This is a genomic window from Candidatus Sulfuricurvum sp. RIFRC-1 (assembly GCF_000310245.1).
Classification (GTDB): Bacteria; Campylobacterota; Campylobacteria; order Campylobacterales; family Sulfurimonadaceae; genus Sulfuricurvum.
The window spans coordinates 1451973-1466466 of sequence record NC_020505.1 but is presented as its reverse complement, the minus strand read 5'-3'; the positions used below and the strand labels follow the sequence as shown (position 1 = coordinate 1466466).

Below are 14494 nucleotides of genomic sequence, written 5' to 3'. Positions count from 1 at the left end.
AAAAAACGATACTACACATATGAATTTAATTTTTACCCTATAAACGAATTGTGCTACAATCACGTCTTAAATTTAACGATCATAAGTAGTTTGCAGGACAATGAAAAAAATATTAATCGTCAGTGACGGAGCTATCGGTCATCACTATATAGAGCGTGTTATCGGCACTTATACCAGTGAAAACCTCTATTATGTTGTCCAAACGCATGAGAATGATTTCCAGGGTTACAATCCGGCACGTTACAAATTTTTTCAATTTGATCCTACCAGTTTTTACAAAATTTCCAATCTTTTAAAAATGGATTTCTGGCAAATCATTTTAGTGATGGAAAATGCAAATGATTTAGAACAGACGATTAAAAATATTCGTATGTACAAACCTTCTATTCGGATCATTGCACTTGACTTATGGAATGCAGTAAGTCCATGTGATGATATTGAATGGGTTAATATGCAAGAACTGATTGCCGCAAACTTGATCGATTATCTCCCCAATATTCCTGTTCTTGCGAAAAATATCGGGTTGGGTTCGGGTGAAATCATGGAAGTTCTCGTCCCTTTTGGAAGTTCGTTTGTGTATCGCCATATCGGATCGATTGAACAGAAAAACTGGAAAATAGCGGCAATTTACCGAAACCGTCAACTCATTATTCCGAGTGATAATAAAATGATTCAGCCCAATGATACATTGGTTTTGGTCGGTGATCCTGCCGTATTACGCTCTATTTATCGGGCAATCAAACGAGAACTGGGGCAATTTCCTGCCCCTTTCGGGTCTAAAATTTACCTCTATATTGATATGAGTATCGAAAAACCATCCGCTATTATGGCACTGGTCAGACGAAGTGTTTTTATTCAGAAAAAGCTTCGTCAGCCCCTCATTATCAAAGTCGTAAATCCCGGTGATATTGATGTTTTGAGAATGATTAAGGCCTCCGTTCAAGGCGGAGTAACCATCGATATTTCTTATGATGCAAAGCCCGATGAGGGGATCATTTTGGACGATATCAAAAAATACCATATTGGTCTTTTTGTGGTTTCTCATACCGCTTTTTCGAGGAAGAGCATTCGTAAAAAACTTTATGCCGGAAATGTGCCGGTGTTAAAACTCTCCGAACGCTCTTTTTCATCGCTCAAAGAGAGTGTCGTGATTTTGAGTGAAGAGGGATATATTGAAAATATTTCTACCACCATATTTGACGTTTCATCACAGTTTGGTTTTAATCTGGAACTGATTGATTACGCGAATGAAGAGGGGTCTCATAAAAAAGAGGTAATAGAACATTTTAATAATCTTGCCACGATCTTTTCCAAATCCATTCATGTTTCTGCACAAGAAGAGAACCCGATTCGAACCCTGCGTGAGCGGGAAAACTTTCTTCATGTTCTCCCGTTCACCTCTAAAATGTTTATGAACCCGTTTAATGCCTATTTTTCTACCGATCCTGAAGTGTTGTACCATAAGCTGGGTCGTTACCATCAACTGTTTATCCCGACTCAAATTTAAGAACTCGCTTCAGCCCTGTCCAAGAGGGTTTTAAGTGATGTTTCTGTAATATATAACTCATTACGCAATAACTTAATCCATCAGGTTTTTCTATGACAATCTCTATTAATCTCAAACGTATTATCGATGACTCATACCCTATTCACATTGGTTCTTTGCCGGAGATAAACTTCGAGGGTAAAGTGGCTGTTTTGACCAATCCGAAAGTTGCGGGTTTACATCTGCAAACGCTACTCTCCACTCTTAAAGCCAAAGAGGTGTATGTCATTACGATCCCCGATGGCGAGCAGTATAAAACGCTTGATACAATTGAGAGTATCTTAGACCGGATGTTTGATCATCGCTTGAACCGCAAATCACTCTTGATTGCTTTTGGCGGCGGTGTGATCGGAGATATGGGCGGATTTGCTGCGAGTCTCTATAATCGCGGGATCGATTTTATCCAGATCCCTACGACGCTCCTTTCCCAAGTCGATGCCAGTGTCGGTGGTAAAACAGGGGTGAACAACCGTTTCGGTAAAAACCTGATCGGTGCGTTTCATCAACCTCGCGCCGTCTATATCGACCCGAGTTTTTTATCCACCCTTGCACCGCGTGAGTTTGGTGCCGGTGTAGCCGAGATCGTCAAAATGGCGGTAACGTTTAATCTCTCATTTTTTGAATGGTTAGAAAATAATGATTTGCGCGAAGGGGATAATCTTCAACATGCTATAAAAATGGCGGTTGAAACGAAGGCGCGCGTGGTGGAAGCGGATGAAAAAGAACAGGGGCTTCGTGCGGCACTCAATTACGGTCATACCTTCGGTCATGTCATCGAAAATGAGACACACTACGAAACCTATCTTCATGGGGAAAGTGTCGCTATCGGTATGGTAATGGCCAACGATTTGGCCTGTGAAATGGGACTGATGAGCTTTGAAGAAGCGATGCGTATCAAGACGTTGTTAGGTCGTTACGATTTGCCGCTTACGTATCCGATTCATGATGTTGAGAAATTTTACCAAACCTTTTTCTTGGATAAAAAAAGTGCTGATAGCACTATTACCTTCATCCTCCCTCGCGGAATCGGCGGCGTTGAGATTACCGATGCAATCGATGCGGCAACCGTGAAAAAGAGTTTATCAAAATTTCAAGGAATGAGCGCGTGAGAGGCTATCGATTTCTTTTAGCGCTGTTTTTTGTTAGTGCTTTAACCCTCAATGCCGCCCAAAAAGAGGAAAAAGCGGTTGAAGAGCAGCCGATTGAGGTTCCGCAAGAGGTTCAAATTCAAAATGCTCAGGATGAACTCGCAAAAATCCAAAAAGAGCTTTCTCACGGCAACAGTATTTGGCTTAAAAGTTATAACTCCTATATGGCGTATCAAGAGGCACGAAAAAGTCTTCGGGACGTTAAATATCGGATTGAACAGCTGCAAAACAGGTCCTCTAACGTTGAACGCAAACTAGAAATTGAAGCGCTTCAAGCGAAACAAAAAGTATTGACCGAGCAGATTGATTTGCTCAAAGCACAAGGGGCCTCTCCGTTCGTTTCATTGCTCAAACCGGATGAAGCGGGTGAACTTCCCTCTATCACCAACCCTCTTGATATTTTTACAGGACTTTCCTATGTGAAACGGCTCAACAGCCAGTATCGCGATTATGTGTTGCGTGAAGAGGAACTCCAGGAACTGATAGCGCTTTTAGAACACCAAGTCGGATTGTATAAAGATTTAATGCACCTCAATCCCAAAGCCGATTACGAAGTTGAGCTTGAGGCAACATTGCTGCAAGTGGAAAAGTTTAAATTAGCCCTTGAGACCCTAATCTCTACTGCGGATGTGTACGAAAAACGGATTGAATCAACCGAAGCGAAAATCAACAAAGAGATAAAAGATCAGATTTTTAAACTTCTCAATATCGGAATGATCGTTGTTGTTCTGTTTTTAATCTCCTTTTTGTTCAAGCGGGTGATTAAACGCTACATCGTCGATAACGAGCGGTTCTATATGGCCAATAAAATCGTTACGTTTATCAATGTGACGCTGATTATTTTGATTCTCCTCTTTAGTTACATCGATAATGTGGGCTATTTCGCTACCGTTCTCGGATTCGCATCTGCCGGTTTGGCGATTGCGATGCGTGACTGGTTTATGTCACTTTTGGGATGGTTGGTTATTGTGGTCGGCGGGTCGATTCACGTGGGTGATCGTGTCCGTTTCATGAAAGACGGGATGGAATACGTCGGAGACGTGTTGGATATTTCAATGCAGCGTATCACGATCATGGAAGACGTAACACTTACGACCGTCGAAGTAAACCGACGGGCGGGACGGATTGTTTTTGTTCCGAATAACTACATTTTCACCTCGATGATTGCCAATTATTCGCATGGGTCACTGAAAACGGTGTGGGATGGGATCGATATTGTTATCACCTTTGATTCTAACCACAAAAAAGCGGCCCATTTGGTGAAAGAGATTTGCCGAAAATACTCCAAAGGCTACACCGATATCACCCGAAAACAGATCAACAAACTGCGAGACAAATACAGCCTCAAAAACAGTAATGTTGAGCCGCGTGTCTTTACGTTTATCGAATCCAATGGACTCAAAGTGAGTGCGTGGTATCTTACCAATGCGTATGCGACTTTAACATTACGAAGTACAATTTCTGCCGATATCGTCGATGCGTTTAACGCCGAGCATGATATTACGATCGCCTATCCGACGCAGACCTTTTATACCGCCCCGATACCACCGAAATCTCCTCCTCCGATGGACGCTCAATGAAGCCGAAAGTCTATTTCAAAACCTTCGGCTGCCGTACCAATCTTTTTGATTCCCAAGTGATGATGAGTGCGTTGAACGATTATGAAGTGACAGAGGATGAGGATAACGCGGATATCGTTGTCGTTAACTCCTGTACGGTAACGAATGGAGCCGATGTCAGTGTCCGAGGTTATATCAACCAGATGGATAAGCAGGGCAAAAAACTCTTTTTGACCGGATGCGGTGCCCATACCAAAGGGGAATCTCTTTTCGGTGCAGGAAAGATCCAAGGGGTGTTCGGCCCTTCGGAAAAAATGAAGATCAATACACTTCTCTCCTCAGAGAGCCGTTTTTATGAAATTGGCGATTTGAACTACATTGATGATGCAATTGTCGATGAGTTTGTCGGAAAATCACGCGCGTTTATCAAGATACAAGAGGGGTGCAATTTCCGTTGCAGTTATTGTATTATCCCATATGTGCGCGGTGATGCTCGCAGTATGGATGAAGCTAAGATTTTAGAGCAGGTATCGCGTTTAGCTTCGAACGGTTTCGGTGAATTTGTCCTTACGGGAACGAATGTCGGCAGTTACGGTCAGGGTGAGGGGCGAAATATCGCGGAACTGATGAAAAAAATGTCGCTGATCCGAGGAGTTCGACGTATACGTGTAGGTTCGTTGGAACCGATACAGATCAATGAAGCATTTCGGGAGATTTTGGATGAACCGTGGTTGGAACGCCATCTTCATATCGCGATTCAGCACAGCAGTGATGAGATGCTTCGTCTGATGAACCGCCGCAACCGCCATAAAAGTGATGTGGAATTATTCGGAATGCTGAATGCCAAAGGGTTTGCTCTCGGAACCGATTTTATCGTTGGACATCCGGGTGAAAGTGATCTGCTTTGGCAGGAAGCGATGGAAAATATCAAACATCTGCACCTAACTCATATCCACCCTTTTACCTATTCCAAGCGTGACGGTACACCGAGTGCGACCATGAAACCGGAAGTCAACGGTGCCCTTTCTGCTCAAAGAATGGCTGAACTCAATGCCTTGATCACCGCCAACAATTATGCATTTCGAGAAAAAACGATGACAATTCCTTTGGAAGTATTAGTCGAATCGGGTGATGGTAAACACTATAGTGGGTATGATCAGTTTTTTAATAAAGTGATCATTGAATCGAATGAAGATATCAGCGGTGATTGGATCACACTGGAGCACTATGAGGTACACGATGAATATAACATGGCCAAATTTTAACCGTAATCAGCTCATTCTTATCCTATCAGGAGGGATTGTTCTCCTTTTACTCCTTTTTGCATTATTGCGTGATAGCGGAGACACGGTAACCCTTGCAGAAGCGACCAAATTGATTGAAAATAATCAAATTGAAAAAGCGTTTAGCGATGATGGATATACCTATTTTGCTACCAAAGAGAATGGGGTTGTTAAAATTGCTTCGTCACAACTCCCTTCCGAATTGACAGCGAATCTTGTGATTGAGCCAAAAGGGGGAAATGGGTGGATTTGGTTTTTCGTCTTTTTTGGCCTTATCGGGGGTGCAGGATTTTGGGCATGGAAAAGTAAACTCGGCTTTGAAGATGATGCACCAGTGATAGAAACACCCGTGACAAAAACTGCCGTAGCGGAATCTGAAGCTCCATCTTCCAATGTAACCGCTGTCAAATCGACGGTCAGATTTAGTGACATCGGCGGTATCGGTGATGTTAAAGAGGAACTCGAAGAGATCATTGACTTTTTACGAAATCCGAAACGCTACTATAGTTTCGGCGCACGTATGCCACGCGGTGTACTTCTCGTAGGCCCTCCGGGTGTCGGTAAAACGATGATCGCCAAAGCGGTTGCTGCCGAAGCGGATGTCCCATTTTTCTACCAAAGCGGTGCCTCCTTTGTACAAATTTATGTCGGTATGGGGGCGAAAAGGGTCTCAGAACTCTTTTCTGCTGCCAAGAAAAATGCCCCCGCCATTATCTTTATTGATGAGATTGATGCGGTAGGTAAAAAGCGTGAAGGGGGACGAAACGACGAGCGAGAGGGGACTCTCAATCAGCTTCTCACCGAGATGGACGGATTTGAAGAGACGAGCGGCATCGTAGTGATCGCCGCGACCAATAATATTGATGTGATGGATGCGGCTTTGCTTCGTGCAGGACGGTTTGATCGCCGTATTTTTGTTGAGCTTCCTACGGCAAGTGAACGTGAAGCGATTTTACAGAAATATCTTCGCCATATTCCGAATGATCTTTCTATCGCCGAAATTGCCAAAATGACGGTCGGATTTAACGGAGCATCATTAGCGGCTTTGGTGAATGAAGCGGCGTTGCTCTGTATGCGTCAAAATGAGATTCAGGTTAAAGCGGAACACTTTATTGCGGTCAAAGATAAAGTGATGTTCGGGAAAAAGAAAATTGCGATGCTCAGTGATGAACAGCGTCGTTATCAAGTGCGTTACCAAGCAGGAAAAGTTTTTGCCGCTACATGGTTTGATTTGCCGTATGAGAAGATTACCCTGACCAATGATTCGATCACTCCCCCTACTGCCGAGCCGCAGCTTCGTCATGAGATCGAAGCGCATATACGGGTTCATCTTGCAGGGATCGCTGCGTCACATCTTCGTTTCGGTGAACACGCCAGCAATGCGTCGCATGATTTGGGGGTTGCCAAAGAGTTGGCTCATGCAATGGTATATGAATACGGGATGGGAAGCACGATCCAGCCCTCAGCTGAGGATGAAGCTAAACTTACCGATCGTCTCTACCGTGAGATGAGCGCACTCTTAGAACGTCATGAAAAAATTCTTGCTAAATTCGAAACGATTCTCGATGAATACGAACATATTTCCAAAGCACTTGCCAAAGCAACGATGAATGAGATTTTATAGCGGTTTTGCACTCACTGGGGATCAGTGTTTTTTTGATCCTTATTTAAAGCGCGGTGAGTATACGGTAGCAGGATTTAGTTACGGTGCGATCAAAGCAGCACAGTATGTCCGTGATTCGTCTGAGCGTATCGATACCCTCCAACTCTTTTCTCCCGCTTTTTTTCAGACGAAAAAAGAGTCTTTCCGACGACTTCAGATGGGTGGATATTTCAAAGATGCCGAGCGGTATCTGGATAATTTTTTGACGAGTTGCTTTTCCCCATTACCCGTAGCTCCCGTTTCATTGGGAAGCAATGATGCCGAGTCTTTGCAAGAACTCCTCTATTTTGAATGGACGAGTGAGTTGATGGAGTCTATATGCTCCAAAGGGACACGTATCGAGGTCTATCTTGGGTTAGACGATCAAGTGATCGATGTCTCAGGGGCGAGGGAGTTTTTTCTCCCCTATGCCACCGTTATCTCTATCCGAAGAGGAAACCATTTTTTACAGGAGAATTTACAATGATTAAAATAGGTGTTATAACTGCATCAGACCGTGCGAGTGCGGGGATTTATGAAGATATATCAGGGGTTGCGATTCAAGATACCATGAAAGATTATTTAAAATCAGAACATGAGATTGTGTACCGTTGTATCCCAGACAATCAAGATACGATTGAAGAGACGATGATGGAGTTGTGTGACCGTGAGGGGTGCTGTCTAGTCGTTACGACGGGGGGGACAGGTCCTGCAAAACGTGACGTGACCCCTGAAGCGACCGAAAACGTCTGCGAGAAGATGATGCCGGGGTTCGGTGAGTTGATGCGTCAGGTAAGCCTTAAATACGTTCCTACCGCTATCCTATCACGACAGACAGCGGGAATCCGAGGTAAATCTCTGATTATCAATCTTCCGGGTAAGCCTAAATCGATCCGCGAGTGTTTGGATGCCGTGTTCCCAGCCGTACCGTACTGTATCGATTTGATCGAGGGGCCGTATTTAGAGTGCAACGAAGAAGTTATAAAAGCGTTTCGACCAAAGCAATAAATTAAAAAAAAATTATTTAATAAACAAAAATGTCGATATAGATATATATAGAGAAATCTTAATAATCTTTTAATCCTGAGTGTGACATTCTAGAAGTCTTTGGATTGTTATTGCAGGAAAAGGAGCGGACGATGATCGATAAATCGATATCATCTTTAAGTACACTTTCGCATCGTGTTTACCGCTTTTTTTGCCCTAAGTCCGAAGAAGATATTTTACATACGACAATCCAGTCTCAAGGGAAAGTGACCGCATTTTTCTTAAGTCAGATTTTGGCTTTTTTAGCCGCTTCATGTGTCTTGATCATTTCTCCTCAAAATACATTTATCATTGTGATGATGTTCTTGAGCATTGTCATGATTTTGATGAATTTTATGTATTTACGTCTGCAAATTCTCTCATTTTACTCGGCAACGGTCATTTTTGCGATTAATGTTTATCTCTCGCAAATCACTATATTATTTGAAACAGAAATAAAATCCATTACTATTTATGGATTTTTTCCTGCTGTTATCGGAGGGCTCCTTTTTTTAGGGGCCCGTTTAGGAACATTGTACGCTTTTTCGTATTTGATGGCATTATGGCTTTATCATTGGTACTTTCATACGTCTCACATAGAGTTTTTTATGCAATTCTTGGCACTTATGGCTACTTTTTTGATTGCGCTTTTTTATGAGATAGTTTCAACGTATCATTCTCAGATACTCTCTAAAACGTTAGAAGAGGTTAAATCTCTTGCCCAAACCGATCAGCTAACCGGTATTTTAAATCGGCGTGAGTTTTTGTATCAAGTGGGGAATTTGGAGGGAAAATATCAAGCATACTCTATGGTAATGATTGATATTGATGATTTTAAAGCCATTAACGATACTTACGGCCATGCTATCGGTGATAGCACATTGAAACTGATTACCCAAACAATTAAATTACACATTCGTGATAGTGAACCCTTTGGCAGGATAGGGGGGGAAGAATTTGCCATCATGTTTCCCCTGCCACTCTCTCAAGCATATGAGCGAAGTGAAATAATTCGTCGTGCTGTCGAAGAGAGCCGGTTGTTACGTGAAAAAAGTGATCTACGCATGACAATAAGCATTGGCATAGCATCGCAGAAAGATGTTTCAAATATCGATGAGTTGCTTTGTCAAGCAGATAAGGCTCTTTATGATGCTAAAAAACGGGGAAAAAATCAGGTAAGAATCTGGAATGAATAGTGTTCCCCGATGCGGGGAGAAGAAAGATTAGACGAAGTCGACTTTGGTAACGTGGTGGTTAAGTCCGAGTTCCGTTGGAGTACATCCGAGTGCGAGACCAACCATCTGCGGCATATGAAGTACCGGAAGATGGACATCGCGTCCAAGGGCTTTTGAAGCTCCATGATTCTGTACATCGAGTTTAAGGTGACACAAGGGACACGGAGTAACCATCCAGTCTGCATTTGCATCCATGGCACCGGCAATCGCATTTCCTGTTAGGATTGCTGCTGTGCGCGGTGATTGAAGCTCAGCATGGAAACCGCAGCATTTATTTTTCTCTTCATAATCGACATTCACACCGCCGCACGCGATGATCAAATCATCCAAAGAGGTTGGAGTATACGGATTTTCACCGCCGTTACTGAGGTTTTGAAGCTCAGATGGGCGGATATTATGGCATCCGTAGAATGGTGCGATATTAAACTGGCTAAGAGGTACTTGGACACGTGCAGCCAATTTTTCCAAACCGTAATCTTGGATGATGGCATAAAGGAAGTGAGTTACTTCTGAAGTCCCTTTGTACTCCAATCCCACTTCGGCCAATTTCGCATTGACTTTGGCTTTAAGTTCAGGGTTTGTGTCAAGTCGGTGCTTGGTCATCGCCGTATTAAGCTGACACGTATTACAGATGGTGACCATGGTAAGTCCGAGTTTTTCAGCGTAACAGATATTACGGGCATTCAAAACCAATGAGAGGAAATCATCGTAATCTTGAAGGTGTGATGCACCGCAACATGAAGCTTCGTCTAACAACACAAGCTCAATCCCGAGTTTATCGGCAATTGCCATGGTTGATTTTAGAAGCTCGGGCGTACTTTCACGCGCCGTACATCCAGTATAGAGGGCGTATTTTAGTTTTTCCATAATCAGCTCCTAAAATTTCACGGTGGATGAAGATTTAATCAATTTTTTGATTTCATCCAGATTTTTTGATTTCGGCATGTTCCATGGCATCACGATTTTGCCGTTTTTAAACATGGCGATTGCTTCCGGGATATGTTTCATAACGCCGAAATTTCCCTCGGAGTAACGGACAAGTTCACCTTCATCGAGTAGACCGTGTTTTTGAATCGAATGGGCAAATCCGACGGCATGGCGGGTTGCGACATTGTTTTTCGCTATGCCTGCTTCAAATACCATGTTATGAAGTTTGGTGATTTTTTCGATAGGATTGACCTCTTTAGGACATACCTCGGCACACTCCATACATTTGACACAATCCCAAACACCCTGAGCTTCTTCGTTGACAACATGTAAACGTTCAATTGAAGCATCATCACGAACATCGGCAGAAAATCGGTAAGCCGCAGCAAATGCCGCAGGCCCGATAAACTCCTCGTTGATTGCGAGGGCAGGGCATGAATAGTGACATGCACCGCATTGGATACAGTAGTCGGCTTCGAGAAGTTTTTCGGCATCATGCGGGCTGACGAGGTGCTCAAGTGCCGGATGCTCTTCGATTTCACTGACGAGATACGGTTTAACCTGAGCATGTTTATCCCAGAAATCTTTTTTATCAATAATCAAGTCTTTGATAGCGCGTTTGGTGCTAAGCGGCTCAAGAATGATTTCATTTCCGAATGTTTCGACGAGGTCAAACAAACGGGTTTTACAGGCTAGAATCCCTTTGCCGTTGGCTTTGATTGAACAAACACCACAGATTCCGTGGCGGCAGCTTCGGCGGTAGGAGAGGCTGCCGTCGTGATCCCATTTGATACGGTTGAGGATGTCAAGGACAACCTCTTCGTGAGTTACGTCGAGAGTATAAGTGTTATAGTAAGGAAGGTAATCGGTCTCTTCGTTGAAACGGAAAACTTTAAACGTTACTTGTTGCGATTTTATCGTATCCATATTCTCTTCCTTAATATGATCGTGCTTTGAGTTCATGGCGCCCGAGGGTTACATCCATGTAATCAAGCTTGATTTCACCGTTTTCATCCATGTATGCCATGGTGTGCTTCAAGAACTGTTCATCGTCACGTGTCGGGAAATCTTCACGAAAATGTGCCCCACGGCTCTCTTTACGATCCAATGCGCTTGCGACGATAAAGAGTGAATAATCGAGCATATGGCCGAATTCGATCGCTTCTTGAAGTTCCGTATTGAAGATTTTCGATTTATCCGAAATACGGATATTGTTATAACGGTTGCGTAAATCTTTTAGAATTTCCATTTGAGCGGAAAGTGTTTCGGCGCTTCGGAAAACACCTGCATTATCGGTCATCGATTGTTGCAGTTCATCACGAAGTACGGATACGGATTCTTGACCGTTATTGGTCAATACCCAGTTCATCTCATTAATCATACGTTCCGCATCTGCTTCAGTCGCCGAGTGCAACGTAATTCCATCAACTTCATCTACCATTGTTTTACCGACGAAACGGCCGAATAGCAAGGCTTCAAGAACTGAATTGGCACCAAGACGGTTTGCCCCGTGAACAGACGAACATGAACACTCACCTGCTGCGTAGAAACCTTCAACGAATTCCGTGTTGTTTTTACGAACATGTCCCTCTTTATCCATAGGAATACCGCCCATAGAGTAGTGGGCAGTTGCTGAGATCAAAATCGGCTCTTTAATCATATCAAGTCCGAGGAACGTGATCGCGAGGTCACGGAGTTCCGGTAGGCGTTCCATGATTTTCTCTTTTCCTAAATGGACGAGGTCGATGTATACGGCATCTTTGCGGGGACCGACACCGCGTCCTTCACGGATCTCTTGAATAATAGCGCGGGCAACAACGTCACGAGATGCAAGTTCCATTGCATTGGGTGCGTATTTTTCCATAAAACGCTCACCGAGTGAGTTAAGGAGTTTCCCACCCTCACCACGAGCCGCTTCAGAGATCAAAACACCGTTACCCGAAAGCCCTGAGGGATGGAATTGTACGAATTCCATATCTTCGAGAGGAAGACCGTGACGGGCTACGAGTGAAAGACCATCACCTGTGTTCGCATGAGCGTTTGAGTTGATTTTAAATGCACGAGCGTATCCGCCGGTTGCGAACATAACGGCTTTTGCATTGAAAATTGCTTTTTCAGAGTTGCGGATGTTATACGCGCTTACTCCGTATACTTTACCTTCGTTATACAACAAGTCGGCTACATACCACTCATCCCAAAACTCGACACCCTCACGAAATGCTTGTTCGTAAATGGTTTGAAGGAGGGTAAGACCCGTACGGTCTTTCGCAAAACAGGCGCGTGGAGATGATTGTCCGCCGAATGGGCGTTGAGCAATGGTACCGTCTTCGTTACGGCTGAATGCCGCTCCCATACGCTCTACCCAACGGATCGTTTCCGGTGCTTTTTCACACATAAACTGAACAACGTCCTGATCCGCAAGATAATCGGACCCTTTGACGGTATCGAACTCATGAAGCTCAACGCTGTCAGCATCACTAAACGCTGCATTAATCCCCCCCTGTGCTGCACCGGAGTGACTACGCAACGGGTGAAGTTTTGTGACGACGGCAACTTTTTTACCGGCTTTTTGCAACTCGCGAGCTGCAGCACATCCGGCTAAACCAGCTCCGACAATAACCGCATCATAAGTATAAATGGGAATACTCATACGCCTTCCTTGTTGATAAAATCTAGGGATGATTATAGCGTGCCGCTCCTTGGGTAAGATTAAAAAGGGTTATGGATCGGCGTTGCTCATGAAAGTGGAGTATGTTGTCCAAAATTGTAACAATATAGAGAAAAGTACCACCCTGTATGGGTGGAATAGTTACATCATCAGGGGGAATTAGTTATGTGAATTATGACGATTGCGTTGTTGAGCGATGCGATTCCCGCCTGTTTCTTTTGCTTTTTCAATCAATTTTAGAGCTTCTTCTACCCCTTCATCGATTGATTTTGCAGGGGGTTTGAGTAAAAATCCTCCACTTAGTGTGATTTTAATAGGGCCTTGTGCCGTCGTAAAATTCGATTCTTCCACGGTATGGATAATTTTTTCCGATTCTTCAAGTGCAAGTTGTTTAGTGTTACGGGACATGAGAAAAACAAGGTGGTTGTCATCCGTATGGGCTATCACATCCAGCGGTTGCTCATACATATTCAAAATATCACCGAGTTTTTTGAAAATATTGCCCATATCTTCTTTGGAGAGAGTATTAAGCAATGAGGTATAGTGGTCAATTTCAAATAAAGAGAGAAAAACGTTATGACCGGATTTCCCCGCTTTTTTGGCATTAAAAGCATTGATGAGACCTTTTTCGTTATTGAGGCCGCTCAATGGGTTGATTAGATTAGGATTGAGGGGATTTTGAGAAGACCTGCGAATTAAGCGCTTGAGAAGAAAATCAATTTCTTGGGTTAAAACAAGTTTCGCTGAACCGTCAGTATCAACCGAACACGCTTTGTCGATATCGCTATAAATTTGATTAAGACGATATCGATAGAGAAGAAATACGATAAAACCGGCGATGAAGAGAAAAATAGCGACCATTTTAGCCGTTGCAATCGATTCTTGGATGATGTGGACCTGATAATCCATCATGCGGTCAATATCGGCAAGGAATGCTGTTCGTGCATTCATCATACGTAGGTGTGCAGAATCTTTAGAGATACTTAGAGCTTCAGACCAGAACAGTGCATTATCTTGAAATGCTTGAGACGATATCTCTAAAGAGCGTAAGAGAGAAGCTTGCTCTTCGTTGGAATTGACAAAAGCATCTAAAAGAGCCTCTTCTCCGGAAAGTTTGACAGAAAGTGAAATCTCGGATACGGCACCGTTGATGAGGATATCTGCCATTTTTGGATCACTTAAATCGGTATGAACAATTTTCTCGATTAAAAGATGCTGGTTTTTTAGAGCCCCTAAACGTTCGGAATATTTGGCTATATGAAAAAGCTGAGCCGTCAGTATCATCCCTCCTATACCGAGGATCAAGAGTGCAGTTTTAAGATTGAAAAAAACTTTTCGAATTGAAATGAGCATGTATTCTCCATTTAGGAATTATTATTTATAAAAATTAATTAAACATATTATATCACGATGACACTGATCTTATTGGCGTTTAACACTACCATAATAGGATTTTGTCT

The 14494-nt window shown here is 43.2% G+C and carries 12 protein-coding genes; 8 read left to right on the top strand and 4 right to left on the bottom strand.

Annotated features, from left to right (window positions below; translation table 11 throughout):
- Positions 1-100: 100 nt before the first annotated feature.
- The 8 genes from B649_RS07415 to B649_RS12255 all read left to right on the top strand — a co-directional run bounded on the left by B649_RS07415 (position 101) and on the right by B649_RS12255 (position 9400).
- Positions 101-1507: a TrkA C-terminal domain-containing protein gene (locus B649_RS07415; RefSeq protein WP_015653900.1), complete on the top strand. Its 1407-nt coding sequence runs from the start codon at positions 101-103 to the stop codon at positions 1505-1507.
- Between the two features lie 92 nt (positions 1508-1599).
- Complete coding sequence (gene aroB, locus B649_RS07410; RefSeq protein ID WP_015653899.1) at positions 1600-2655, top strand: 3-dehydroquinate synthase; 1056 nt, start codon at positions 1600-1602, stop codon at positions 2653-2655.
- On the top strand, positions 2652-4274 hold the full coding sequence (locus tag B649_RS07405) for a mechanosensitive ion channel domain-containing protein (protein WP_015653898.1): 1623 nt from the start codon (positions 2652-2654) through the stop codon (positions 4272-4274). Before aroB ends, B649_RS07405 begins: the two co-directional genes overlap by 4 nt.
- Positions 4271-5518, top strand: a complete 1248-nt coding sequence (gene mtaB / locus B649_RS07400; protein ID WP_015653897.1) for a tRNA (N(6)-L-threonylcarbamoyladenosine(37)-C(2))-methylthiotransferase MtaB — start codon at positions 4271-4273, stop codon at positions 5516-5518. Before B649_RS07405 ends, mtaB begins: the two co-directional genes overlap by 4 nt.
- Positions 5493-7160: an AAA family ATPase gene (locus B649_RS07395; protein WP_015653896.1), complete on the top strand. Its 1668-nt coding sequence runs from the start codon at positions 5493-5495 to the stop codon at positions 7158-7160. Before mtaB ends, B649_RS07395 begins: the two co-directional genes overlap by 26 nt.
- Complete coding sequence (gene bioV, locus B649_RS07390) at positions 7147-7665, top strand: pimelyl-ACP methyl ester esterase BioV (RefSeq protein ID WP_015653895.1); 519 nt, start codon at positions 7147-7149, stop codon at positions 7663-7665. Before B649_RS07395 ends, bioV begins: the two co-directional genes overlap by 14 nt.
- A complete protein-coding gene (gene mog, locus B649_RS07385; protein WP_015653894.1) occupies positions 7662-8186 on the top strand; it encodes a molybdopterin adenylyltransferase in 525 nt (174 codons plus the stop codon). The genes bioV and mog overlap by 4 nt, the downstream gene beginning before the upstream one ends.
- Positions 8187-8317: 131 nt before the next feature.
- On the top strand, positions 8318-9400 hold the full coding sequence (locus tag B649_RS12255) for a GGDEF domain-containing protein (protein WP_015653893.1): 1083 nt from the start codon (positions 8318-8320) through the stop codon (positions 9398-9400).
- A 27-nt stretch (positions 9401-9427) separates the two neighbouring features.
- Here B649_RS12255 and B649_RS07375 read toward each other — a convergent pair whose 3' ends face one another.
- The 4 genes from B649_RS07375 to B649_RS07360 form a co-directional block, all read right to left on the bottom strand.
- Positions 9428-10306 carry a heterodisulfide reductase-related iron-sulfur binding cluster gene (locus B649_RS07375; RefSeq protein WP_015653892.1) on the bottom strand — a complete coding sequence of 293 codons (879 nt, stop codon included), beginning with the start codon at positions 10304-10306 and terminating at the stop codon, positions 9428-9430.
- A gap of 9 nt (positions 10307-10315) precedes the next feature.
- Complete coding sequence (sdhB, locus tag B649_RS07370) at positions 10316-11293, bottom strand: succinate dehydrogenase iron-sulfur subunit (protein ID WP_015653891.1); 978 nt, start codon at positions 11291-11293, stop codon at positions 10316-10318.
- A gap of 10 nt (positions 11294-11303) precedes the next feature.
- Entirely contained in the window at positions 11304-13016 is a 1713-nt protein-coding gene (locus tag B649_RS07365) for an FAD-dependent oxidoreductase (RefSeq protein ID WP_015653890.1), read from the bottom strand.
- Positions 13017-13193: 177 nt separating this feature from the next.
- The gene (locus B649_RS07360) at positions 13194-14387 is read right to left on the bottom strand and encodes a diguanylate cyclase (protein WP_015653889.1); all 1194 of its coding nucleotides are present in this window, start codon (positions 14385-14387) and stop codon (positions 13194-13196) included.
- Positions 14388-14494 lie beyond the last annotated feature (107 nt).

Bases quoted from the DNA above. Each gene is read 5' to 3' on its own strand.
- B649_RS07365 (WP_015653890.1), bottom strand. From the start codon at position 13,016: ATGAGTATTCCCATTTATACTTATGATGCGGTTATTGTCGGAGCTGGT.
- B649_RS07395 (WP_015653896.1), top strand. From the start codon at position 5,493: ATGAATATAACATGGCCAAATTTTAACCGTAATCAGCTCATTCTTATC.
- B649_RS07415 (WP_015653900.1), top strand. From the start codon at position 101: ATGAAAAAAATATTAATCGTCAGTGACGGAGCTATCGGTCATCACTAT.
- B649_RS07360 (WP_015653889.1), bottom strand. From the start codon at position 14,387: ATGCTCATTTCAATTCGAAAAGTTTTTTTCAATCTTAAAACTGCACTC.
- mtaB (WP_015653897.1), top strand. From the start codon at position 4,271: ATGAAGCCGAAAGTCTATTTCAAAACCTTCGGCTGCCGTACCAATCTT.
- B649_RS12255 (WP_015653893.1), top strand. From the start codon at position 8,318: ATGATCGATAAATCGATATCATCTTTAAGTACACTTTCGCATCGTGTT.
- bioV (WP_015653895.1), top strand. From the start codon at position 7,147: ATGAGATTTTATAGCGGTTTTGCACTCACTGGGGATCAGTGTTTTTTT.
- aroB (WP_015653899.1), top strand. From the start codon at position 1,600: ATGACAATCTCTATTAATCTCAAACGTATTATCGATGACTCATACCCT.
- sdhB (WP_015653891.1), bottom strand. From the start codon at position 11,293: ATGGATACGATAAAATCGCAACAAGTAACGTTTAAAGTTTTCCGTTTC.
- mog (WP_015653894.1), top strand. From the start codon at position 7,662: ATGATTAAAATAGGTGTTATAACTGCATCAGACCGTGCGAGTGCGGGG.
- B649_RS07375 (WP_015653892.1), bottom strand. From the start codon at position 10,306: ATGGAAAAACTAAAATACGCCCTCTATACTGGATGTACGGCGCGTGAA.